At 63.4% G+C, this 22,870-nt stretch carries 19 protein-coding genes; 5 read left to right on the plus strand and 14 right to left on the minus strand.

The window, feature by feature from the left end; translation table 11 throughout:
- Positions 1-13: 13 nt before the first annotated feature.
- The 3 genes from ABGM93_RS16540 to ABGM93_RS16550 are packed head-to-tail and all read right to left on the minus strand — an operon-like array spanning position 14 to position 3,403.
- Positions 14-1,135: an alpha/beta fold hydrolase gene (locus ABGM93_RS16540; RefSeq protein WP_321501331.1), complete on the minus strand. Its 1,122-nt coding sequence runs from the start codon at positions 1,133-1,135 to the stop codon at positions 14-16.
- 25 nt (positions 1,136-1,160) lie between these two features.
- Positions 1,161-2,753 carry a GMC oxidoreductase gene (locus ABGM93_RS16545; RefSeq protein ID WP_321501333.1) on the minus strand — a complete coding sequence of 531 codons (1,593 nt, stop codon included), beginning with the start codon at positions 2,751-2,753 and terminating at the stop codon, positions 1,161-1,163.
- A gap of 32 nt (positions 2,754-2,785) precedes the next feature.
- Positions 2,786-3,403, minus strand: a complete 618-nt coding sequence (locus ABGM93_RS16550; RefSeq protein ID WP_321501335.1) for a hypothetical protein — start codon at positions 3,401-3,403, stop codon at positions 2,786-2,788.
- Between the two features lie 464 nt (positions 3,404-3,867).
- On the opposite strand from ABGM93_RS16550, the gene ABGM93_RS16555 reads away from it, so the two are divergent.
- A complete protein-coding gene (locus tag ABGM93_RS16555; RefSeq protein WP_321501337.1) occupies positions 3,868-5,547 on the plus strand; it encodes a type I secretion system permease/ATPase in 1,680 nt (559 codons plus the stop codon).
- A 4-nt stretch (positions 5,548-5,551) separates the two neighbouring features.
- Positions 5,552-6,868: an HlyD family type I secretion periplasmic adaptor subunit gene (locus ABGM93_RS16560; protein ID WP_321501339.1), complete on the plus strand. Its 1,317-nt coding sequence runs from the start codon at positions 5,552-5,554 to the stop codon at positions 6,866-6,868.
- A 42-nt stretch (positions 6,869-6,910) separates the two neighbouring features.
- Here ABGM93_RS16560 and ABGM93_RS16565 read toward each other — a convergent pair whose 3' ends face one another.
- From ABGM93_RS16565 to glpD, 10 genes are all read right to left on the minus strand, one after another.
- A complete protein-coding gene (locus tag ABGM93_RS16565) occupies positions 6,911-7,120 on the minus strand; it encodes a hypothetical protein (protein WP_321501341.1) in 210 nt (69 codons plus the stop codon).
- A gap of 88 nt (positions 7,121-7,208) precedes the next feature.
- Positions 7,209-7,892, minus strand: a complete 684-nt coding sequence (locus ABGM93_RS16570) for an endonuclease/exonuclease/phosphatase family protein (RefSeq protein WP_321501343.1) — start codon at positions 7,890-7,892, stop codon at positions 7,209-7,211.
- A 29-nt stretch (positions 7,893-7,921) separates the two neighbouring features.
- On the minus strand, positions 7,922-10,078 hold the full coding sequence (locus ABGM93_RS16575) for a VTT domain-containing protein (protein ID WP_321501345.1): 2,157 nt from the start codon (positions 10,076-10,078) through the stop codon (positions 7,922-7,924).
- A 148-nt stretch (positions 10,079-10,226) separates the two neighbouring features.
- On the minus strand, positions 10,227-11,948 hold the full coding sequence (locus ABGM93_RS16580) for an ABC transporter substrate-binding protein (RefSeq protein WP_319774994.1): 1,722 nt from the start codon (positions 11,946-11,948) through the stop codon (positions 10,227-10,229).
- A gap of 84 nt (positions 11,949-12,032) precedes the next feature.
- Positions 12,033-12,305, minus strand: a complete 273-nt coding sequence (locus ABGM93_RS16585) for a DUF2160 domain-containing protein (protein ID WP_321501347.1) — start codon at positions 12,303-12,305, stop codon at positions 12,033-12,035.
- A 444-nt stretch (positions 12,306-12,749) separates the two neighbouring features.
- A complete protein-coding gene (locus tag ABGM93_RS16590) occupies positions 12,750-13,526 on the minus strand; it encodes a carbohydrate ABC transporter permease (protein ID WP_321505973.1) in 777 nt (258 codons plus the stop codon).
- 86 nt (positions 13,527-13,612) lie between these two features.
- Positions 13,613-14,494 carry a sugar ABC transporter permease gene (locus tag ABGM93_RS16595; RefSeq protein WP_319774996.1) on the minus strand — a complete coding sequence of 294 codons (882 nt, stop codon included), beginning with the start codon at positions 14,492-14,494 and terminating at the stop codon, positions 13,613-13,615.
- A complete protein-coding gene (locus ABGM93_RS16600; RefSeq protein WP_321501350.1) occupies positions 14,494-15,570 on the minus strand; it encodes an ABC transporter ATP-binding protein in 1,077 nt (358 codons plus the stop codon). The genes ABGM93_RS16595 and ABGM93_RS16600 overlap by 1 nt, the downstream gene beginning before the upstream one ends.
- A 14-nt stretch (positions 15,571-15,584) precedes the next feature.
- Positions 15,585-16,673, minus strand: coding sequence for an ABC transporter ATP-binding protein (locus ABGM93_RS16605; RefSeq protein ID WP_321501352.1), 1,089 nt, complete (start codon positions 16,671-16,673; stop codon positions 15,585-15,587).
- A gap of 30 nt (positions 16,674-16,703) precedes the next feature.
- On the minus strand, positions 16,704-18,326 hold the full coding sequence (gene glpD / locus ABGM93_RS16610; RefSeq protein WP_321501354.1) for a glycerol-3-phosphate dehydrogenase: 1,623 nt from the start codon (positions 18,324-18,326) through the stop codon (positions 16,704-16,706).
- Positions 18,327-18,784: 458 nt separating this feature from the next.
- Here glpD and ABGM93_RS16615 point away from each other — a divergent pair, with 458 nt between their 5' ends.
- Positions 18,785-19,558, plus strand: a complete 774-nt coding sequence (locus tag ABGM93_RS16615) for a DeoR/GlpR family DNA-binding transcription regulator (RefSeq protein WP_319775000.1) — start codon at positions 18,785-18,787, stop codon at positions 19,556-19,558.
- An 8-nt stretch (positions 19,559-19,566) separates the two neighbouring features.
- Here the strand turns inward: ABGM93_RS16615 and yegS are convergent, their stop codons facing one another.
- Positions 19,567-20,502: a lipid kinase YegS gene (gene yegS, locus ABGM93_RS16620; RefSeq protein WP_321501357.1), complete on the minus strand. Its 936-nt coding sequence runs from the start codon at positions 20,500-20,502 to the stop codon at positions 19,567-19,569.
- A 293-nt stretch (positions 20,503-20,795) separates the two neighbouring features.
- Between yegS and ABGM93_RS16625 the strand changes: the two genes are divergently transcribed.
- Both ABGM93_RS16625 and otsB read left to right on the plus strand, forming a co-directional pair.
- Complete coding sequence (locus ABGM93_RS16625) at positions 20,796-21,848, plus strand: phosphotransferase (protein ID WP_321505975.1); 1,053 nt, start codon at positions 20,796-20,798, stop codon at positions 21,846-21,848.
- A gap of 240 nt (positions 21,849-22,088) precedes the next feature.
- Positions 22,089-22,829 carry a trehalose-phosphatase gene (otsB, locus tag ABGM93_RS16630; RefSeq protein ID WP_321501359.1) on the plus strand — a complete coding sequence of 247 codons (741 nt, stop codon included), beginning with the start codon at positions 22,089-22,091 and terminating at the stop codon, positions 22,827-22,829.
- Positions 22,830-22,870 lie beyond the last annotated feature (41 nt).

Consider the following 22,870-nt stretch of genomic DNA (forward strand, 5'->3'; position numbering starts at 1 on the left):
TTGGGGCCACCTCTCAGGCGGCTTTCGCACCGTCGCGCCCGGCGTGTTTCTTCAGGAACGGCAGAAACTGCGGAAACACCTCGCTTGCCACCCGTTCGCCCATGAACGGGTCCTGATGGCCATAGCCTTCGATGATCAACAGCTCATGCGGGTTGCCGGGGGCGATCTCCTTCAAGGTCTGATACGTGATGATGTTGCTGTCGGCGAAGACACGGTTGTTGCGGCCGGTCATGAAGAGGACCGGCGTTTCGATCTCCTGCGCGTTCTCCAGGTAATCGTCGGGCAGGGAGGCGTGTTCGGGCTTGTCCGGGTACATCTTCACCGCCCGCTTTCCCGCCCCCACCATCTTCAGGACGTGGCGGTGATAGTTGAGGCTTGTGCCGCCATAAAGGTCTCCGCCGCGCCGGTGGGTCACCGCGGCGAGGTTTTCATGCTCGTAGAGCGCAGGCCAGCCGGTCCCCCACATCAGGCTCAGCATGTGGCAACCGGGCTCGTCGCATTCGCGGTGGAAGAGAGAGACCCCGCCGCTCAACAGGCGTTGCAGGCTGAAACGGGGAAAGAGCGGCCAGCGCGGGCTCACATAGGGCAGGGAGAAGACGCGCTCCAGCAGGAACGGGAAGATGCGTCCCTTGACGAGCGACCATTTCGGCGGGTTCGGCGTCAGCGTCACCGAATTGGCGATGACGCTCGTCACCTCCACCTTTTTTGCAAACAGGCTCATGACAAAGGACATGGAGCCGAGGCAGTGGCAGATGACATGGATGCGCTTGTCTGCCCCCACCAGGTCCCGGATCGTCTCAATGGCTTTGGGATGATCGTAGAGCGCGCAGTCATCCATGGAATAGCGGTGCGGTTCCAGATTGTAGATATGCCGGTTCGACATGCGGAAATCGAAGGTGAAGACGTCGGTGAAGCCCTCGTCATGCAGCCATGTCACAAGGTTGCGATGTTCCGGCATGATGAACATGTCGGAGGAGGTGGTGAGCCCGTGGATGATCACCACCACATCGTCGCACGGTCTCTTGCAGAACCGCAGCATGGAGAGCGTCAGCATGTCGTCGGTGACCATCTGATGCTCGGTGATCGCGGCGCCGGTGACGCCGGAGGTGGTGTAGAGCGGGATCTCGCGTTGCATGACGTTCTCCTCAACCCGGGCGGAGCTATTCCGCGATGATGGCGGCGGCGATGTGTTCGGCAAGGGCTGCGATGGTGCGTGAGGGATTGAGACCCAGCGCGCGCGGCACGATGGATCCGTCCGCCACATAGAGCCCCGGCTGGCCGAAGACGCGACCCCGGCTGTCCACCACGCCCTGTTCTGGACTGTCGGCCATGTTGCAGCCGCCGAGCGGGTGGGGCGTGATCAGGTTGCGCAGCATGCTCCATGTGAAGGGCTCGATGGGAATGCCGCCTGTGGCGCGCGACAGCTTGTCGTGCATATCGGAAAGGCCCTGAATGGCGGCTTCGGAGCGCTGAAAGGGCCAGTCGAGATGGAGGCGCTTTTCGCCCCACGGTTTCCACCAGGGGCGTTTCAGGGAGAATGTGCCGTCGGGCATGTCGACCGCCTGACCGAACCACGGCATGAGACGGGACAGCGCATTGCGTCCGCGTGCGGTGGTGCCCGCCTTCACGAACAGTTCGGCCAGACCGGGATTGGCGCGGGAAAGGGTGGCCGCCGCCTCTTCCACGGAATTGCCGAGCACATCGGGAAAGCCTCCATCCTCCACGAAGAAGCGATTGCCGCTTTCGCTGCCGTCGAGAAAGTCGATGGCGCAGGTGATGGTCGGGCCGCGGGTGGGGCAGATCTCTCGGTCGCGATAAAGCGCGGGGGTCAGAAAGTCCCCGTTTGAGCACCAGCCATGGCCGAGCCTCTTCGAAAGGCCCGCCATGGTGCGGTATTCGTCGCGGCATCTCAGCAGCAACTCGGTGGAGCCCAGCGAGCCTGCCGCCAGCACCACCCGGTCCGCCTCCAGATCGACCGGCACCAGGCGGCCATCCTCGATGCGCTCCACCTGCAGGAGAAAGCCCTCGTCCGCAATGGGGACAAGAGACCGCACGATGTGGTTGGCGTGGATCTCCGCGCCCGCCTGCCGGGCTGCAGCGAGGTAGTTCAGGTCCAGCGTGTTTTTCGCCCGCACCTGACAGCCGATATCGCAATTGCCGCAATGGATGCAGGTGCCCTGCTGCTGGCCCTGCGGGTTGGTCCAGACCTTCGAATGGTGCGGGCCATGGGCGTCGGGAAGGTCATATGTCCAGTCCGCGTCGAAGGTGACGGCCATTGGAAGCTTGCGAAACCGGTCGCGCGCGCCGATCTTTTCCGCGCCCTCGCGCATCAGTCTGAACCGCTCGCTGAGCTGGCCGTCCGGCAGCTCCTGCACCCCGAGCATGCGCCCGGTTTCCGCGTAGTGGGGTCGGAGCATCTCGTAGGTGATGTCGGCGGGCCAGCCGCTTTCAAAGGCGAAAGGTTCCGCCTCCACAAAGATGTTGGCGTAGATCAGCGACCCGCCGCCGACGCCTGCGCCCTGCGCCACGCTCATGTCACCGAAATTGCGAAGATCGATCCAGCCGTTGCAGGCTTGCGGGCGGTCATTGTCCCAAAGCCACGCATCGCTTGGTGCGCGCGGGTAATCCGCCGGGCTCCACTCGCGTCCGCGTTCAAGGACCGCGACCTTGCGGCCCGCCTGCGCCAGACGGCAAGCTGTCACCGCCCCGCCGAAGCCCGACCCCACCACGATGACATCATAACGGCCTGCCATCTCCGGTCTCCTTTTCCGACCGATCGAACGGCTCAGTCGGCGTTTTCGCGCTGGCCGAAGCGTGGCGCGTAGCTGTCCCAGAGTTCGCCCATGAAAAACTGTCCGAATTTCGCGACCGCCCCCGCCTGTTCCAGAGGGTTGTCGGTGCCGATCACCCGGATGGTGGACATCAGGCTGGCCAGCGCGCCCCCGTTGAGCCGCAAGACGCCTGCGCCGATCACACCGCCTTGCGCGTTCTCGCCCTCATGCAGGTGGGTCAAGAGGGTGGTCGTGTCGGACCACATGTCGAAACCCGCATCGTCGCGCACGTGCTTTTTGCCCGCCAGATAGAGCGGGTGCCCGTCATGGCTGAAGCCAAGCTCGTAGACCATATATTTCAGCTTCGGATCATCGGAGGGCTGGAACAGGTTGAAGACGCCCTGCGAGGCGGTCAGGCCGATGCCAAGCGGAGAGAAATCCACCGTGCCGGACAGTTTTCCGCAGTGGTCCGGGTCCGCGATGAAGGCGTCGAGATCCGGGATCTCCACCCTGGCATGTATTGCGAGCGTGAGCCCTTGCGCCTTGCCGCGCTCCTCCCCGGCTTGCGGGGATGCCTCGCCAAGCGCAAAGGCTCCGGCCATGGTTTCCTTGAAGGTGATACCGATGGGCATGGGACGCTCCAGAAAATCAAATCGCCCTCCGCTCCGGAGGGCAGGAAGAAAATTGTCCAGGCAGATATTCCAGCGTCATACAAAAATATAAAATCGATAAATATAAATCATGCCAGCCAGATGCTGCGATGGAAGTCTTGTTCGTGTAGGGAGTTTATCTTACCCGGAGAGCCCCTGTCCATAAGGCAGGTGGTGTTCCTTTGCATCTTCCGTTTGAAGGAAAGCCACGTTCTGGCGTTGATGACGGGGCGATGCGATATGGTGGTGATACCCGATGAATGGGCTTTGCACGCGGCGCTGCGTGAGGACGCATCGTTAATGGATTCAATTTAGACTTTCGGGCTCGATGATCCGCCCGTTTATCTTCGGTCTTGAAGTCACACGGGTGGGCAGGATCTGCGATGACGGGGCAAAGCGGGACCAGAATGACGTCAGCGAGAGACAGGCGGGGGCAGGGGGATCCCTTGCGTGTTGCCTTGGGCAATTTGCGGTCCGCCTTTGTCGGGGTTGGGCTCTTCAGCCTTGCGGTCAATCTCTTGATGCTGACCGGGCCGCTTTTCATGTTGCAGGTCTATGATCGGGTGCTGACCAGCCGGTCCGTGCCGACGCTTCTGGCGCTGTTTGCCCTGGTGGTCGGCCTGTTCCTGTTTCTTGGAGCCTTCGAGGCGTTGCGTGCGCGGGTGTTGTCGCGCGCCGGATACTGGCTCGACGAGCGGCTGAGCCCGCTTGTCTTTCGCGGCTATGTCGAGACCGGCATGGGACGGGAGGCTGTGCCGGGAAAGCCGCTCGCCGACCTTGGCACCTTGCGCAACTTCTTTTCATCCCCCGGCCTGATCGGCCTCTTCGATCTGCCCTGGATGCCGCTTTATCTCGCGATCGTCTTTCTCATACACACGCAGCTTGGATTGCTGACCCTGGTCGGGGCCGGTTTCGTTACCGTGCTGGCCCTATTGAACGAGACCGCGACGCGGGCCCCCTTGTCCGACGCCATGTCTCAGGAGGTGGCCGAAAGCCGGTTCGCCGATCAGTCGTTTCGAAATGCCGAGACGATCCTGCCCATGGGCATGTTGGGGAATCTGGCCGCGAGCTGGCATGCCATCCATCTGCGTGCGCTTTCCGGTGCGCAACAGGGTGGGGAGCGAGGTGAGTTTCTGTCCGCTGCCTCCAAGGCCTGCCGTCTTCTGCTTCAATCCGCGATCCTCGCTCTCGGCGCCTATCTGGCAATCCGTCAGGGAATCACGCCGGGCATGATCGTTGCTTCCTCCATCATTGCCGGGCGGGCGCTTTCGCCGGTCGATCAGGTCATCGGGCAATGGCGGAACATCCTGAGGGCGCATCAGGGATACCGTCGCCTGAAGGCGCATATGGCGGCACATCCTGCGCGCGAAACGCCGTTGCAGCTGCCAGATCCGGAGGGGCATCTGGAGGTGCGCATTGCGCGCCAATTCGCGCCGGGGCCAGCGGATGCCTCGGGCAAGCGCCGGGTGATCCTGTCGAATATCTCCTTCGATCTTGCGCCGGGAGATGCGCTCGGCGTGATCGGGCCGTCCACTTCGGGCAAGTCGAGCCTGGCAAGGCTTCTGGTTGGCGCATGGACGCCCGATGCGGGTTCGGTCCGCATTGACGGGGCCGCGCTCGACCAGTGGGATCGCGAGGCGCTCGGGCGTCACATCGGCTACCTGCCGCAATCGGTGGAGCTTCTGGCGGGAACTATCGGACAGAACATCGCTCGGTTTGATGCGCAAGCCGATGAGGGCGAAATCGTGCGGGCGGCGAAGACGGCGGGCGTGCATGAGATGATCCTGCGTCTGCCCGAGGGCTATTCCACCTTCGTGGAGGCGCGCGCGGGCATTCTTTCCGGCGGACAGATCCAGCGTGTTGCGCTGGCGCGGGCCCTCTATGGGCGGCCGAAACTTCTGGTGCTGGACGAACCCAATTCCAATCTCGATGCGGAGGGCGATGCGGCGCTGACGGCGGCGATCGAGACCATGCGGGCGGAGGGCTCCGTGGTGGTCGTCATGGCGCATCGTCCCTCGGCAATCGTTGCGGTCAACAAGGTGATGATGCTGGTGGGCGGCACGGTGAAGGAGTTCGGCGACAAGGCCGAGGTTCTTCGCAAGGTCACACGCATGGCGGCGGGGTAGGGCGATGAGCGGCACGGACGAAAAACGCGTGGTGCATACAAGCTGGCGCGGGGCGATGGTCGCCGGGCTCATCGGTTTTGCGGTGCTGTTCGGTGGCGGCTTCGGCTGGATGGCCGTCGCCTCGCTTTCCGGCGCGGTGGTCGCGGACGGCACCGTGATCGTGCGCGGCAAGCCGAAATCGATCCAGCATCTGGATGGCGGTATCGTCAAATCGATCGCGGTGGAAAGCGGCGACCTGGTGAAGGCGGGCGATATTCTCGTGCAGCTCGACGAGACGGTGCTGCAGGCCAATCTGGAGATCTATCGCAACCGCTTGCGCGAGGCGGTGGCCCGGCGCTCCCGGCTTGAGGCGGAGCGCGACGGGCTCAGGGAAATCGTTTTCGATGAGGCGCTGGTGCGCAGCTATGGTCTCGGTGATCTGGCGGGCGTTCATCAGCGTGGGCAGGAGAAACTTTTTGAGGCACGGCGCATCATGCGCACCGGAGAGATCGAGCAGCAGCGCGAGAAGATTGCGCGCTATGCCAACGAGATCGCGGGGGTGAAGGGCCTCATCGCTTCCAAGCGCGAACAGTTGGCGCTCATCGAGGATGAACTGGTGGGCTTGCGTTCCCTGCTCGCCAAGGGACTGACGTCCAGAACCCGTGTGGTGGCGCAGGAGCGCGCGCGGGCCGATCTGGTCGGGCAGATTTCCGAACATCAGGCGGATCTGGCGCGCATCGACAACTCCATCCGCGAGACGGAAATCGCCATCCTTCAGGTGGAGCGGTCCTTCCGCGAACAGGTGCTTTCGGAATTGCGCGAGGCGACCACGACGGTGGACGATCTTGTCCAGCAGATCGTGGCGACCACCAAGCAGCTGGAGCGGGTTGATATCCGCGCGCCCATTGATGGCATCGTGCATGAGATGAATGTCCACACGATCGGGGGCGTTGTACCCGCGGGTGGCACGCTCATGCAGTTGATTTCCGCCGGTCAGGGGCTTGAAGTGGAGGTCGCCGTCGATCCGCGTTCCATCGATCAGCTGCATATCGGGCAGCAGGCAACGATCCGCTTTCCCGCGTTCAACCAGCGCACCACGCCGGAGCTCTTCGGCCGGGTTGAGACGATTTCGCCCTCAAGCGTGATGAACGAGAAGACCGGCTCGGCCTTCTACCGCATCGATATTGCGATCTCGGAAGACGAGCTTGCGCGGCTCGGCGATCTGCGGCTTTTGCCGGGCATGCCGGCGGAATGCTTCATCGAAACGCAGAGCCGCACAATGCTGAGCTATCTCTTCAAGCCGCTCTCCGACCAGTTCTCGCGCGCCTTGCGCGAGGACTAGCCAAGAGCTGTGCGAAGAGCGTGGCTCTTCTACAGGAGAGGCCTAATCAACGCGTGTGACCGAGACCGGGTCGCTTGCGGGAAAGCTGTCCACAAGGCCCTCTTCCAGGACTTCCTCGGCGACCGTTTTGCTCCGGGATGCTTCGGTCCCGGCCGTTTCCGCTGCATCGCGTGTGGGAAACGGCTTCGATGTCTTGCCGTCCAGCACATAGACCCAGCCGTCGCCATGTTCGATGATTTCGGGCTTTTCCATTGTCTTCCTCCATGGTCGGCGCAGTTTTGCGCGTCTGTGTCATGTCAACGCGTGGTCGGGAAGTATGTTCCCGATGCGATTTGCCGGATCAGTCGGATGCGCGAGGCGCGATGTCGGCGATGACGGGAAGATGGTCGGAACAGGTGCGCGCCTCCCGGTCGCTCCACGCTGCCGTCAATCTGGCCGGGCCCTTCACATAGATCCGGTCGAGACGGAAAATCGGGCCCCGGGCGGGAAAGGTCTTGAGCATGGTGCGTTGGGGCATCACGGCGCGCAATGCGCGGCGCACGGCGCCGAAGGCGAACCAGTCGTTGAAGTCGCCAACGACAATGCCCGGCTCGCCACCGCTCGGATGTGCCAGCTTTGCCAGTTTTCCCGCCTGCATGCGGCGCTCGGACAGGGCGAGGCCGAGATGGGCGGATACCATGTGGAGCGGCCCGTGGGGGCTGTCGATCTTGGCCTCGATGGCGAAGCGGGGTTCGCGATCCGAAAAGGACAGATCGTGCAGGCGACCGTGCCGCATGGGCCAGCGGCTCAACAGTGCATGGCCGTAATAGTCGCCGTCGGGTGCGCTGATGGTGCGGGCCTCGTGCCAATGCCCGCGCGCCTCGAAAAGCATCCTGAGCGGTTGCAGGCTGTCCTGACCGCGGCCGCGCGTCTCGATCTCCTGAAGCGCCACGACATCGGGATCGTGGCGCAGGATGAGCTTCGCGATGCGGTCAAGATCGAAGCGGCCATCCGGGCCGATGCCGCCATGGATGTTCCATGTCATGACGCGAATGCTGTCGGGGCGGCGCTCTCTCACGAGTGGGCCTGCCTGAAGCGGCGCACGAGAAACTGCAGCGCGAACAGAAACGCCCCCCAGACCACCACGAGACCGGCGAACAGCGCAATCCGTCCCGCCGTCGGTTCATTGATGAGCTGGCTTACCTGTTGGGCCAGCAGCGTCATGGTCAGCAGCCCCGGCGCGAGACCCAGAAGCGTGCCGATGACATAGTCGAAAAAGCGCACCCGCGCCGCACCGGCCACGAGATTGACCAGCGTGAAGGGCGCGACCGGGACGAGCCGGATGCTGGCGATGGTGATGATGCCGTGATCGGAAATGCCATGGCGCACGCGGGAGATGCGCGGGCCGACGATGCGGCGCAGTGTGCGTTGACCGATGCCGCGCCCCACCAGATAGGTGGCGGCGGCGCTGAGCGTTGCGCCGGTCGCCGCAAGCAGCATGCCGACCCAGCTTCCGAAGACGGCGACGGTGGCCAGAATGAGCACGGTCACGGGAAAGAAAACCAGTCCGCCGCCGATGAAAGCGCCGATCACCAGCGCCGGGGCCCAGGGATGCGCGGACAGGCTGCGGAAAAGCTCGCCGACCTTTTGCGGGTCGGAAACGGGCGAGTGCCGCCAGGCGAGGATCGCCAGCCCGATGACGCCGACGGCAATGCAGACGCGCACGATGGTCGGCCACCAGCGCGGATCGGGGGCGGCTCTTGCGGCGGCTTTCAGATCGTAGAGCGGCTCGGGCGGATCGCCGATCGGGCCCAGCGACATCGGAATGTCGATCTCCTCGTCGCGCACGGGATGAAGTGTGCGCCGTGTTTCAGGCAGCGCATCGAGTGCGGTGAAGAGCGCACCGTCCGCCGCATCGAGTTCCTGCTGCAGGATCTCCGGCGCAATGCCGACATGCTCGCCGATCAGCCGGTTGCGGATATGGGCGAGGCTTTCGCGCTCAGCGTCGCTGCGGGCCTCGATGGTCAGGTCGCATTCGCTGTCGAACCCGATGGAGCGGTTGGAGAGATTGGCCGAACCGATGCGCAGCAACGTGTCGTCGATCACCATCACCTTGGCGTGCACCATGATGGGCACACTGACCCCGTCATCGCTGGCGCGCGGATAGACGAGGCGCACCCGGTCGGCGACGTCGGCGTGCCTCAGGACCTGCATGAAGCGTTGCCGTCCTTCGAGCATGGAGGCTTTGGCGAGCAGTTCCGGATAGGTCTCCGGCACCACGATCAGCGCCTGAAGTTCCGGCTTTTCCTTCATGCGCTGGGCCAGCTTTTCGGCGAAGGGCTGGACGGTCAGATACTGGTTCTCGATATAGACGAGACGCTGCGCGCGTCCGACCATGTCGTACCAGAGCTTTTCCACCTCGGTGACGGCGGGCGAACCGTGCTGCGAGGGAACGGTTCTGGAAATGGCGATGGGCAGGTCGGTGAAATCCGGCGCGAGCGAGGGCGGCCAGGGATCCTGCGCGCCGGTGTCGTCAGCTTGCGGTTTTTCCAGCGTCTCATCGGTCGCGATCAACCAGCGTTCGCGCACGAGCTCGCCCAGGCGCTGCGCCGCTTCGCCGTCCACGACCATCTGCACGTCGTGAAACGGGGCATAGGCGCTTCCCGAGGGATCGACGCGGCGGTCGTCGCTGGCCTTGTGGGTGGAATTGTCCCAGCGCCTGCGGGTCAGGTCCAGCCCTCCGGAGAAGGCCACCTTGTCGTCGATGACAACGATCTTCTGGTGCTGCGAGGCGCCCAGCGGGATCTCGTCGTCCAGACACAGGTCGATCCGTGAGGGCGTGGTCCAGAAAAGACGCAGGCGCGGGGCGAGCTCGCGTTCCAGCGAGAAGATCACCGAATAGTCCCACAACAGCAGGCGGACATGCAGATCCTCGTTGCGGTGGACAAGTTCGCTCAGAAAGGCGGCGAGGGTTTCCGGCAGGTCGTCCTCGACCGTGCCGTCCTCGCCGACCAGCCGCATCTGGCTGTCAATGTCCCAACCCACAATGGTGATGGTCTTTTCAGCCCGGATCATGGCCTCGCGCAGCGCCCCGAAATAGGCGCCCGCATCGATGAGCGGCGCGGCGCGATCCGCATGCGCCACGCACCAGACATTGCGGCCCTTCTCGAACAGCGTGTCCGTTTCAAGGTCGTCGCGCCGGGCACATGTACCGACGGGCTCGTCCATCATTCGCATGGGTCCCCGTTTGCCGCTTGAATTTTGCACATGGGAAGACAACGCAGCGGGAGAGGGCAGGGTTCCGCAAGGGAGGTCGGGCAAAGAAAAACGGCCGCCCCGAGAGGCGGCCGTTTCGCGTTTTCTCAGGCAGGGTCTGCGCTCACTGCCAGGACTTGATCAGCTCGTCATAGGAGACGGTCATGGGCTTTTCGTCTTCATTGTCGAGCTTGGCCTTCGGCGCGCCTTCCATTGCCAGCCATTCCTCGGCGGGCTTCGGATCGTTCATCTTCGGGCCGATGTCGCCCTGAACGCCTGCGCGCTCCAGACGCTCCATCACCTTTTCCTGCGCTTCGCAAAGGCTGTCGAGGGCCTCCTGCGGGGTCTTGGCGCCGGACATGGCGTCACCGATATTCTGCCACCACAGCTGCGCGAGCTTGGGGTAGTCGGGAACATTGGTGCCGGTGGGCGACCACTGCACGCGGGCGGGCGAGCGATAGAACTCGACCAGACCGCCGAGCTTCGGCGCGCGCTCGGTGAAGGACTTATGCTGGATGGAGCTTTCGCGGATGAAAGTCAGGCCCACATGGGACTTCTTCACGTCCACGGTCTTCGACGTGACGAACTGGGCATAGAGCCAGGCCGCCTTGGCGCGGTCGACGGGCGTCGACTTCATCAGCGTCCAGGAGCCTGCGTCCTGATAGCCGATCTTGGTGCCTTGCGACCAGTAGACGCCGTGCGGGGAGGGGGCCATGCGCCACTTCGGCGTGCCGTCCTCGTTCATCACCGGCAGGCCCGGCTTCACCATGTCGGCGGTGAAGGCGGTATACCAGAACATCTGCTGGGCGACCTCGCCTTGGGCGGGCACGGGGCCAGCCTCGGAGAAGGTCATGCCGGCGGCGGCAGGGGGCGAGTATTTCTGCAGCCACTCGATGGCCTTGGTCACCGCATAGACGGCAGCGGGCGAGTTGGTCGCGCCGCCACGGGCCACGCAGGAACCGACAGGCTGGGACTTGTCGTTGACGCGAATGCCCCATTCATCGACCGGCAGGCCGTTCGGCTCGCCCTTGTCGCCCATGCCGGCCATGGACATCCACGCATCGGTGTAACGCCAGCCGAGCGAGGGGTCCTTCTTGCCGTAGTCCATGTTGCCATAGACCTTGGTGGGCCCGCCCGCATAGCTCATGTCGCGGCCGGTGAAAAACTCCGCGATGTCCTCATAGGCCGACCAGTTGACCGGCACGCCGAGCTCGTAGCCGTACTTTTCCTTGAAGTCGGCCCTGGTCTTGGCGTCGTTGAACCAGTCGTAGCGGAACCAGTAGAGGTTCGCGAACTGCTGGTCGGGAAGCTGGTAGAGCTTGCCGTCCGGCCCGGTGGTGAAGGAGGTGCCGATGAAATCGTCCAGATCCAGGTTCGGATTGGTGACGCTGGCGCCTTCATCCGCCATCCAGTCGGTCAGGTTGCGGGCCTGCTGATAGCGCCAATGGGTGCCGATCAGGTCGCTGTCGTTGATATAGGCGTCGTAGATGTTCTGGCCCGACTGCATCTGCGTCTGGAGCTTTTCAACGACGTCGCCCTCGCCGATCAGATCGTGCGTGATCTTGATGCCGGTGATGGCGGTAAAGGCCGGGGCCAGCACCTTGGATTCATATTCGTGCGTGGTGATCGTTTCCGACACGACCTTGATGTCCATGCCTTCGAAGGGCTTGGCGGCGTCGATGAACCACTGCATCTCCGCTTCCTGCTCGGCGCGCGTCAGCGATGACATGTCACCGATCTCGGCATCGAGGAACTTCTTGGCGTCCTCCATGCCAGCCCATGCGGGGCCCGCGATGAGGCCCGCCAGCAAGGCGAGGGCCGTTGTCTCTTTCAATCTCGGTATCATTGTTTCCTCCCAGAACAAAAGAAGCGTCGTTCGTTCAAGCGGTCCGGCCTCGCTCCCTTGCCGGATCGCCGTCCTCCTCGCCCGTCACACCCAGCGGAAAACCGCTGTCGCATAGATCAGGCAGACCACCAGCGCGCCCCATTGGGGCAGGCCGGAAAGACCAAGCCAGGCCAGATTGATGAAGGCCGAGCCCAGAAGCGTGATGAAAAGTCGGTCGCCGCGGGTCGTCTCGATCCTGAGCACACCCACGCGCGGGGTTTCCGGATACCGGATGCCCAGCACCGTCAAGACGATCAGCAGGCTTGCGATGACGGCGAAGAAAATGGCCGTCGGCGTGGTCCATGCCATCCAGTCCATATCAATGTCCTCCCCGCCAGGCTGAAACGGTATGTGTTTTCAATCTATTGGTACGTTCACCCCCCACGATGCAGCCTGGTCCTCTCTGCCTCCGTGAAAGGGGGAGGGGATGCGAGGTTTCGGGGTTCCGGCTGAGCCCGACACCCCTCACCCGGCGCATCCGCGCCGACCTCTCCCCATGGGAGAGGTGCTGGGGCCGGGCTCTTGTTCGGGGGCGACGTTGCGGGTTTGCCGCGCCGCTCGCCAAAGCCGGCGTGAGACCAAGAAGTCCGCAACACCCGCGATCCAGTCCCCTCTCCCATGGGGAGAGGGTTAGGGTGAGGGGATTTGAGTTCTCCGTATCCCCGGGAACCTTGCACCCCTCATCCGGACCTTTGGTCCGACCTCTCCCCATGGGAGAGGGGATTGGTGCGTGCGGCACTCTCCGAGCGTTAGAAACTCCCATCACACCCTCCCCAGCGCGAAGCCCTTGGCGATGTAATTGCGCACGAAATAGATCACGAGCGCGCCCGGCACGATGGTCAGAATGCCTGCCGCCGCCAGCACGCCCCAGTCCATGCCGGAGGCGGAGACCGTGCGGGTCATGGTGGCGGCGATCGGCTTGGCGTTGACCGAAGTCAGTGTGCGCGACAGCAGCAGTTCCACCCAGGAGAACATGAAGCAGAAGAAGGCGGCGACGCCGATGCCGGATGCGATCAGCGGCGTGAAGATGCGGATGAAGAAGCGCGGGAAGGAATAGCCGTCAATATAGGCGGTCTCGTCGATTTCCTTCGGCACGCCGCGCATGAAGCCTTCCAGAATCCACACCGCCAGCGGCACGTTGAACAGGCAGTGGGCGAGCGCCACCGCGATATGCGTGTCGAAAAGGCCGATGGAGGAATAGAGCTGGAAGAAGGGCAGGGCGAAGACCGCGGGCGGGGCCATGCGGTTGGTCAAGAGCCAGAAGAACAGGTGCTTGTCGCCCATGAAGGAATAGCGCGAGAAGGCATAGGCTGCGGGCAGTGCCACCGTCACCGAGATCACGGTGTTCATGACCACGTAGATCAGCGAGTTGACATAGCCCATGTACCACGAGGCATCCGTCAGGATGGTCTTGTAGTTGTCGAGCGTCGCGGCTTGCGGCCATAGCGTGAAGGTGGACAGGATCTCCTGATTGCTCTTCAGGCTCATGTTGAAGAGCCAGTAGATCGGCAGGAGCAGGAAGAGGAGATAGAGCGTCATCACGATGGCCGAACCGTTGACGCGGGGCAGCGCGAAATTGCCCGATCGGGTGGCCTTGCGCGGGGCGCTGGTCATGGTCGTATCGCTCATTCCACGCCCTCCTGTTCGGCCCGGTCGAGATTGGTCATCACCGTGTAGAAGACCCACGAGATCAGCAGGATCACGAGGAAGTACATGATGGAGAAGGCGGCTGCCGGGCCGAGGTCGAACTGGCCGAGGGCCATCTTCACCAGATCGATAGACAGGAAGGTCGTGGCATTGCCGGGCCCGCCGCCCGTCACCACGAAGGGCTCGGTGTAGATCATGAAGCTGTCCATGAACCGCAGCAGGATCGCGATCATCAGGACGCCGCTCATTTTCGGCAGTTCGATGTAACGGAAGACCGCCCAGCGGCTCGCCTGATCGATCTTGGCGGCCTGATAATAGGCATCGGGAATGGATTGCAGGCCCGCATAGGCCAGCAGCGCCACCAGCGACGTCCAGTGCCAGACATCCATGACGACGACGGTCGCCCAGGCGGAGAAAATGTCCTGCGTGTAGTTGTAGTCGATGCCGACGGCCTCAAGCGTGTAGCCGAGAAGGCCGATATCGACGCGACCGAAGATCTGCCAGATCGTGCCGACCACGTTCCACGGGATGAGCAGCGGCAGCGCCATCAGCACGAGGCAGGTGGAGGCCCAGAAGCCGCGCTTGGGCATGTTCAGCGCCACGAAGATGCCGAGCGGTACCTCGATGGCGAGTATGATGGCGGAGAAGGCAAGCTGGCGCACAAGCGCATTCCACATGCGCTCCGATTGCAGCATTTCCGAAAACCACTCCAGCCCCGCCCAGAAGAACTGGTTGTTGCCGAAGGTATCCTGAACCGAGTAGTTCACCACCGTCATCAAGGGCACGACGGCGGAAAAGGCCACCAGCGCGAGGACGGGGAGAACGAGGAACCAGGCTTTCTGGTTTGGGGTCTTTTCCATCACGCAGCCTCCCCGGCGACGCGCCAGTCATCGGCATAGACGTTGATGCGGGCCCGATCGAAGGCGACGCGGGTCATGTCGGCGGCGATTTCTTCGTCCTCGCGCGCGATGATGTTGATGTCCTTGCCGAAGCATTCCGCGCGCACGATCTTGTGGCGGCCCACATCCTCCACCCGGCGGATGCGCACGGGCAGGCCCTCGGTTGCCGAAAGACGGGCGAATTCCGGGCGAACGCCGATCTCCACCTTGCCCGTGAGCGGGGCGTAGTGGCTGGCCAGCGGGATGCTTGCCCCGTTGATCGTCGCGCGGTCGCCCTCGATTGCCGCAGGCAGGATGTTCATGCCCGGCGAGCCGATGAAATAGCCGACAAAGGTGTGCTGCGGGGTCTCGAAGAGCTCCTGCGGCGTGCCGATCTGCACGACCCGGCCGTCATACATCACCACCACCTTGTCGGCGAAGGTCAGCGCTTCGGTCTGGTCGTGGGTCACGTAGATCATGGTGTGGCCAAACTCGCGATGAAGGGATTTCAGCTGGGTTCTCAGCTCCCACTTCATGTGCGGGTCGATCACGGTCAGCGGCTCGTCGAACAAAAGCGCGTTGACGTCCTCGCGCACCATGCCGCGCCCGAGCGAGATCTTCTGCTTGGCGTCCGCCGTCAGGCCGCGGGCCTTGCGGTCAAGCTCCGCCTCCATGCCGATGACGCGTCCGATGGTCTGGACGCGTTCGGCCACATAGGCCGCATCCGCACCGCGGTTTCGAAGCGGGAAGGCGAGGTTCTGGCGCACGGTCATGGTGTCGTAGACGACCGGAAACTGAAAGACCTGCGCGATGTTGCGTTCCGCCGTCGGCGCATCGGTGACATCGACCCCGTCGAAGAGCACACGGCCCTGGCTTGGCCTGCGCAGACCGGAAATGATGTTCAAGAGGGTGGTCTTGCCGCAACCGGACGAGCCCAGAAGCGCATAGGCTTCGCCGTCTTCCCACTCGTGGTTCATTTCCTTCAACGCGTAATCGTCTTCGCTGACGGGATTGGGGAAATAGGAATGGGCGAGGTGATCGAGCGTGATCCGTGCCATGACAGTTTCCCTCCTCAGGCCGCCATCGCGTAAGACGCGGGCACGACGAGCCGCCCGTCTTCGGCGAAGATGTAGATATGTGCGGGATCGAGGAAGACCTCGATCTGCTGGTCGTGGCGAAGGTCGTGGACGCCATGGATGAGGCCCACCCACTTCTCGCCGTGGTGTTCAAGATGGAGGAAGGTCTCCGAGCCGGTGATCTCGGTGACATCGATGGTGGGCGTAAAGGTCATGGCGTCGGGCGTGTGCCGGGCGACTTCCAGGTGGTTGGGGCGGAAGCCCGCCATGTAGCGCCCGTCTTCCAGTTCCTGAAGCTTGCCGGTTGCGGGCAGGTTCTGGCCGCCGCCGAACAGCAGACGGTTTCCGGTCTTGGAGATGGCGAGGAAATTCATCGGAGGGTCGGAAAAGGCGCGCGCGGTGGTGGCGTCCACGGGCCTGCGATAAACGTCCGGCGTAGGGCCGAACTGGGTGATGCGGCCTTCCCAGAGCGTCGCGGTGTTGCCGCCCAGAAGCAGTGCCTCTTCCGGCTCGGTGGTGGCGTAGACGAAGATCGCGCCGGATTCCTCGAAGATCTTCGGGATCTCCACGCGCAGCTCCTCGCGCAACTTGTAATCGAGATTGGCGAGCGGCTCGTCGAGCAGGACGAGACCCGCTTCCTTCACCAGTGCGCGCGCCAATGCGCAGCGCTGCTGCTGACCGCCGGAAAGCTCCAGCGGCTTTCGTTGCAGCAGGCCCTCAAGCTTCATCAGTTCAGCCGCCCGGGTGACGGCACGGTCAATCTCCGCCTTGCCGCGGCCCATCAGGCGCAGCGGGCTGGCGATGTTCTCGAACACGCTCATGGAGGGGTAGTTGATGAACTGCTGATAGACCATGGCGACGTTGCGGTCCTGCACGCGGGTCCCGGTCACATCGCGGCCTTCCCACAGGACGCGGCCGCTTGTCGGGCGATCGAGACCGGCCATCAACCGCATCAGCGTCGTCTTGCCGGACAGCGTCGGGCCCAGAAGGACATTCATCGTGCCCTTCTGCAGCTCAAGGCTGGTCGGATGTATGTGAACCCTCCCGCCGACCGTCTTGGCCGCGGCTTCCAAAGCCAGTGTCATGTCCCCTCCCGGACAGTCCTCCTCCAAGGACTATTCAGCCGCCGCCGACGTGGCCTCCTTGCGGCGCTGCTGCATCCAATCTTCCAAAGTCGCGATTTCCTCGGCGCTCATGCGCAGGCCGAGCTTGCTTCTGCGCCAGACAATGTCCTGCGCGGTGCGGGCGAATTCGCGGTCCATCAGCCATTCGGCTTCGCGTTCGCTCAATGTTGCGCCGAAATCCCTCCCAAGATCCTCGCGTCTGCCTGCGGTGCCCAGAAATTCGAAGGCATCGGTGCCATATGCTCGCACAAGCCGCCGGGCGTGGAAACTGTCGAGGAACGGGTAGGTGTCGCGCAAGCGTTGAATGAGCGCATCCACACCTGATACCGCAAAGGCACCTCCGGGCAATGCTGCGCCCGCCGTCCAGTTGCCCTTCAGGTCCGGGAACCAGCGACCGATCTTCTCCATCGCGCTTTCCGCAAGTCGGCGATAGGTCGTGATCTTGCCGCCGAACACATTCAGGATCGGCGCACCCTCCGCATCATCCGTGGTCAGCACGTAATCGCGGGTTGCCGCGGTGGCGGAACTTGCGCCGTCATCATAGAGCGGGCGCACCCCGGAATAGGTCCATACGATGTCGGCGCGGGTAACCGGTTTCCTGAAATAGGCGGAGACGAAATCGCACAGATAGTCCTGCTCTTCGACCGTGCATTCCGGCGGCGTATCCGGGTCCGGGTGGTCCTGATCCGTGGTGCCGATCAGGGTGTAATCGGTCTCGTAGGGAATGGTGAAGATGATGCGGCCGTCGTTGCCTTGCAGGAAGTAGCACTTGTCGTGGTCGTAGAGCTTGCGGGTCACGATGTGGCTGCCGCGCACGAGGCGCACGTTCTCGCGGGTCTTCACATGGGTGCGGTCTTGAAGAATGTCGCCGACCCAAGGGCCGCCCGCATTGACGAGGCAGCGCGCGCGAATTTCCTGCCTCTTGCCGGTTTCGGTGTTCTCCACCGTCACCCGCCATTCATCCGAGCCGCGTTGGCTGGCGATGACCTTGTGGCGCACCTTGATATCCGCGCCGCGCAGACTGGCGTCGCGGGCATTGAGCACGACGAGGCGGGAATCCTCCACCCAGCAGTCAGAATATTCGTAGGCCTTGCGGAAGCGCTCCTGAAGGGGCGCGCCTTCAGGCGCTTTCGTCAGATCCAGCGTGGAGGTCGGCGGAAGGATGTGCCGTCCCCCCATGTGATCGTAGAGAAATAGCCCGATGCGGATGACCCAGGCGGGCCGGCTGCCCTTCATCCATGGCATGAACATGTGCAGCAGCTTCGATGCCGGGGTGTCGGTGTCGAAGCGCATTTCCGGGCCATATGGCAGCACGAAGCGCATCGGCCAGCTGATATGCGGCATGGCGGCAAGCAGGCGCTCGCGCTCGATCAACGCCTCGCGCACAAGGCGCAGCTCGAAATATTCCAGATAGCGCAGGCCGCCATGGAAAAGCTTGGTGGACGCGGACGAGGTGGCGGAGGCGAGGTCGTTCATCTCGACAAGCGCGACCGACAGGCCGCGGCCCGCTGCATCACGGGCGATGCCGCAGCCATTGATGCCCCCGCCGACGATCAGCAGATCGTAAACGGGCGGGGCAACACTCAGCGGATCGGCGTGCGATGCCTTGGACACGTTTGCCTCCTCTTCCGCTTTTCGGTCCGCGTGAAATGCGATCCTGCCCTGCCGTCAGATGGTGGATTGACGTCGCGGAGCCGCTGCGGAAGCGTTTTCGTTTGTGATGGCAAGCTAGAATGAAGAAACAAAAATGAAAAGAACTTATTTTCGAAAATGTTTGTTTCTCGATAGTGCTTTGAAATTACGCCAAGAAATGCATGGCCGGTGCGGGGGGCGCCACTCCGAGGCCTTCGCAAGGGGCTCTTCGCACCTGCGAAGGCATGAGAAGTTGCGCGATTGGACAGCATAATTGACGTTTGTTGTGGCAAACTTCGGGCTCGTTGCCAAAATCGCGTAAAAACGAACATTCGCGCTGGTGCGCAGCGGCGCAGGCGCGCTAGTCTCGGTGCGTGCGGGCCGGTGTTTCAGGTCGCAAACGGTGTCGAACAGGCAAGGCGGGGGCCCGGCAGGGGGATATGGCGATTAGTTTTCGGCAGAACGAGATTCTGGACATCGCACGGCGTGAGGGGCGCGTGACCGTTGAGGGGCTGGCGGCGCATTTCGGCGTCACGCAGCAGACCATCCGGCGCGATCTCGGCGAGCTTGGCGATGCGGGGCGGCTGGAGCGGGTTCATGGCGGGGCGATGTTGCCCTCGGGCACAACCAATATCGGCTATGAGGACCGGCGCGCCCTGCACGAGCAGGAAAAGGCGGCGATCGCCGCGGTGTGCGCCGAAGAGATCCCGGAAGACATTTCGGTGTTTCTGAATCTGGGCACCAGCACCGAGGCGGTGGCGCGCAGGCTCATTCATCACCGCAATCTTCTGGTGGTCACCAACAACATCAATGTGGCCAACATTCTGGCCGTGAATCCGGATTGTCAGGTCATCGTCACCGGTGGCACGCTCAGGCGTTCCGATGGCGGGTTGGTGGGCGATCTCGCCAGCCAGACCATCATGCAGTTCAAATTCGATCTGGCGGTGGTCGGCTGCTCCGCCATCGATCTCGACGGCGACATTCTCGATTTCGACATTCAGGAGGTGAATGTCAGCAAGTCGATCCTGCGGCAGGCCCGCAAGACCTTTCTCGTTGCCGATCACTCCAAGTTCCAGCGCAGTGCGCCGGGTCGGATCGCCTCATTGTCCGAAATCGACAGTTTCTTCACCGACACGCCGCTTGAGCCGGGCCTCGATGCGCTGTGTCGCGAATGGGGAACACGGGTGGTGGTCGCCGACGCGGAGCTTGTCTGACAGGGTATCTAGCGCGGGGGCGGCTGGTCGGGCAGGTGGAAGCGGATTGCATGCTGGCGCACCGAAAGCGTGAAGCGGCGCGCCTCCAGCATTTCACCGTCGAGACTGACGGGAATGGGGCTGTCGGTCTCCACTTCGAACGAGCTGGCGCGCGCGCGGATAACGCTGTCGGGTTTCAGACCCACGGCCAGGGGGAGCGAGGAGAGAAGCCCGGCCAGCACGTCGCCCTCGGGGGCCTCGATAACGGTGAGGTCGAGCGCGCCATCATCAAGTTCGGCAAGCGGGCACAGCTCCACGCCGCCGCCTGCACGCCTGCCATTGCCAATGGCGAGAGCGGCAAATGATCCTTCCCATGAAAAACCGTCGGCCCGGATCCGACCGGACCATGGGGTCACCTCGCCGATACGGGCAAGGGCAGACAGGAGATAGGCCGCGCCGCCGATCCGGGCCTTCAGGTCCGGATCGGCTTCCGAGGTCACCCGAGGACCGAAGCCAGCGGTCGCCATGTTGATGAAGGGGCGGGGTTTCTGTCCGTCATCGAATGTCAGGCTGGCGACATCCGTGGCGCGCGCCGGGGCGGTCAGGGCAATGTCCAGTGCCTGCGCGGGATCAACGGGGATGCCTGCGTTGCGGGCGAAATCGTTGGCGGTGCCGAGCGGCATCAGTGCGAAGGAGCAGGCCGGATCCGTGTCTGCTTCCAACGCGCCACCCACCACCGCGTTCAGCGTACCGTCGCCGCCTCCCGCCACGATCGTCTCAATCTCGCCCCGCCTCGCGGCCTTCACGGCTTCGCGGGAAAAGCGCTCTCCGTCGCCGGGGCTTTCTGTCACCTTCACGTCGATGCGGTGTCCCTGTCGGGCAATGGCGCTGACCGCATCCTGCACGTTTTTCTGTTGGGCGGCCTTGCCATTGAGAATGAGGGTCAGGCGTCGCGGGTCCGTCATGGCGGGGAATGGTTCCGTTTTGAAGTGTCGCTTGTTCAAACGTTTCGGTTGTTCTGGGGTTCCCGATTTTTCACAGTAGCATGCCGCATGGGCAGATTCGTGGGCGCGGTCGGTTTCGCGGACGCAGGCTATTGTCTAGCTTGCCAGAAGCGGCGCTGTGCGGGGGGCGTTTGCCTGGCGCGGGACGTGGGCCGGGCAGCTTTGGGAGAAGCTGTGGCCGGATATGAGGTTGCGGGAGGCGCTCCGGAAACAGGCCGGGGGGGAAGTCTTTGGGAGGAAATATGGACAAGGCGATGGATGCACCGGCTCCGACGCGGCTGGACGGGCCGGTCGAAGGGCGGCTGGAGGCTTGGCTTCGCGCGCATGTTGCGGGCTTTGAGGGGCCTGCGCGGGCTGAGAAATTTGCGGGCGGGCAGTCGAACCCGACCTATCGCCTCGATGCGGCGAGCGGCTCCTATGTGCTGCGCCGCAAACCGCCGGGCAAGCTCCTGAAATCGGCGCATGCGGTCGATCGCGAATATCGTGTCATCAATGCGCTCAAGGGAACCGATGTGCCCATCGCGGATCCGTTGGCGCTGTGTGAGGATGACGATGTCATCGGCTCGATGTTCTATGTGATGGCGTTTCGCGAGGGGCGCGTCTTCTGGGATCCGGCCTTGCCGGACCTGCCCAGCGAGACGCGCGGGGCGGTCTATGATGAGATGAACCGGGTTCTGGCCGCCCTGCATTCCGTCGATGTGGAGGCCGTGGGGCTTTCCGATTTCGGCAGGCCGGGGAACTACTTTGCCCGGCAGGTCTCGCGCTGGTCGCGCCAGTATCGCGACAGCGAGACCGGCGCTCTGCCCGAGATGGACGCCCTGATCTCCTGGGTGGAGGCAAATGTGCCCGAGGATGACGGGCAGGTTTCGCTGGTCCATGGCGACTATCGCATCGACAACCTGATCTTTGCGCCCGACGCGCCGCGTGTCATCGCCGTGGTGGACTGGGAACTCGCCACGCTCGGCCATCCCCATTCCGATCTCGCCTATCAGTGCATGCAGTGGCGTCTGCCGCATGCGGGCGGCTTGCGCGGGCTGGCCGGTCTCGACCGCAAGGCGCTGGGCATCCCCGACGAGGAGGCCTATGTCGCGCTTTACTGCGAGCGGCGCGGGATATCCGGCATCGATCACTGGACCTTCTGTCTCGCCTTCTCCTTCTTCCGCATTGCGGCGATCCTTCAGGGCGTGAAAAAGCGTGCGCTGGATGGCAATGGCTCAAATCCGCAGCAGGGACTGGAGATGGGCAAGCTCATCCCCACCGTGGCCCGCACGGCGCTGGACCTGATCGCGGAGGATCCTCGCGCCTGAGGGATATGGATGGGCAAGGCAGGCGGTGCCGGTGATCCGGAAGGGGGCGGGCCATCCTGATCAGCGCCGCTTTCAGGCTCGCGACATGGCGATTTGCGTCCGCCATGGAGATGTGCCGGTGAGAGCGGGCAGGACGGTGGCTCTGGATTGTCGGGGGCGGATGCACTATTTCCCTTGGGTTCCCGATCATCTCCCAAGCTCCGTCAACGGCAGGCATCAGCCGTTCTGCAGGTGTATCCCATGACATTTCCTCCCGCTCTTTCGGCAGATCACGCCCTGTTTCTCGATTTCGACGGAACGCTGGTGGAGATTGCGCAAACGCCGGACGGTATCCGTGTGGCGGACGGGCTTTGCCCGTTGCTACAGGCGGTGGCGGAGAAGCTCGCCGGGGCTCTGGCGGTGGTCTCCGGGCGACCGCTTTCGGAAATCGATGCGTTGTTGAGCCCGCTGCATCTGCCCGCGGCCGGGCTGCACGGACTGGAACACCGGCCCACGCTCGGCGCCGCCATTGAACGCGTGCCCGCGCCGCCGGAACTCGACATCCTGCGCCAGCGCATCGCAGAGGCGGGCCTGATCGAGGGCGGTGTGCAGCTTGAGGACAAGGGGCTGGCGCTTGCGGTCCATTACCGGCGCGCGCCGGAGCGCGGCGACGAACTTGCTCGCATCATGGGCGACTTCTGCTCGGATCTGGACCGGTTGCACCTGCTTCACGGCAAGATGGTTCTGGAGGCCAAGGCGCGCGGGCACGACAAGGGCGTGGCGGTTGAAGGTTTTTTACGGGAACCGGTCTTCGCCGGGCGCGTTCCGGTCTTTGTGGGCGATGATGTGACTGACGAGGATGGGTTCCGGGCTGCGCGCGAAGCGGGCGGTTTCGGCATCAAGGTGGGCGCGGGGAAGACCGTGGCCGACCATTGTCTTGATGACGTCGCTGCCGTGCATCGTTGGCTCGACGCCTTTCTGCGCCAGACGGAACCGGCTTGAAGGCAGCTAGGGCGTTCGCGTTCGAACTGTCGTCACGGTGC

Source organism: Breoghania sp., assembly GCF_963674635.1.
GTDB lineage: Bacteria > Pseudomonadota > Alphaproteobacteria > Rhizobiales > Stappiaceae > Breoghania.

Coding starts and splice junctions, on each gene's coding strand:
- ABGM93_RS16560 (WP_321501339.1), top strand. CDS start 5,552: ATGAGCGGCACGGACGAAAAACGCGTGGTGCATACAAGCTGGCGCGGG.
- ABGM93_RS16570 (WP_321501343.1), bottom strand. CDS start 7,892: ATGACATGGAACATCCATGGCGGCATCGGCCCGGATGGCCGCTTCGAT.
- ABGM93_RS16625 (WP_321505975.1), top strand. CDS start 20,796: ATGGATGCACCGGCTCCGACGCGGCTGGACGGGCCGGTCGAAGGGCGG.
- ABGM93_RS16600 (WP_321501350.1), bottom strand. CDS start 15,570: ATGGCACGGATCACGCTCGATCACCTCGCCCATTCCTATTTCCCCAAT.
- ABGM93_RS16615 (WP_319775000.1), top strand. CDS start 18,785: ATGGCGATTAGTTTTCGGCAGAACGAGATTCTGGACATCGCACGGCGT.
- otsB (WP_321501359.1), top strand. CDS start 22,089: ATGACATTTCCTCCCGCTCTTTCGGCAGATCACGCCCTGTTTCTCGAT.
- ABGM93_RS16580 (WP_319774994.1), bottom strand. CDS start 11,948: ATGATACCGAGATTGAAAGAGACAACGGCCCTCGCCTTGCTGGCGGGC.
- ABGM93_RS16565 (WP_321501341.1), bottom strand. CDS start 7,120: ATGGAAAAGCCCGAAATCATCGAACATGGCGACGGCTGGGTCTATGTG.
- ABGM93_RS16575 (WP_321501345.1), bottom strand. CDS start 10,078: ATGATGGACGAGCCCGTCGGTACATGTGCCCGGCGCGACGACCTTGAA.
- ABGM93_RS16545 (WP_321501333.1), bottom strand. CDS start 2,753: ATGGCAGGCCGTTATGATGTCATCGTGGTGGGGTCGGGCTTCGGCGGG.
- ABGM93_RS16590 (WP_321505973.1), bottom strand. CDS start 13,526: ATGACGCTCTATCTCCTCTTCCTGCTCCTGCCGATCTACTGGCTCTTC.
- ABGM93_RS16595 (WP_319774996.1), bottom strand. CDS start 14,494: ATGGAAAAGACCCCAAACCAGAAAGCCTGGTTCCTCGTTCTCCCCGTC.
- ABGM93_RS16605 (WP_321501352.1), bottom strand. CDS start 16,673: ATGACACTGGCTTTGGAAGCCGCGGCCAAGACGGTCGGCGGGAGGGTT.
- ABGM93_RS16550 (WP_321501335.1), bottom strand. CDS start 3,403: ATGCCCATCGGTATCACCTTCAAGGAAACCATGGCCGGAGCCTTTGCG.
- ABGM93_RS16585 (WP_321501347.1), bottom strand. CDS start 12,305: ATGGACTGGATGGCATGGACCACGCCGACGGCCATTTTCTTCGCCGTC.
- yegS (WP_321501357.1), bottom strand. CDS start 20,502: ATGACGGACCCGCGACGCCTGACCCTCATTCTCAATGGCAAGGCCGCC.
- ABGM93_RS16540 (WP_321501331.1), bottom strand. CDS start 1,135: ATGCAACGCGAGATCCCGCTCTACACCACCTCCGGCGTCACCGGCGCC.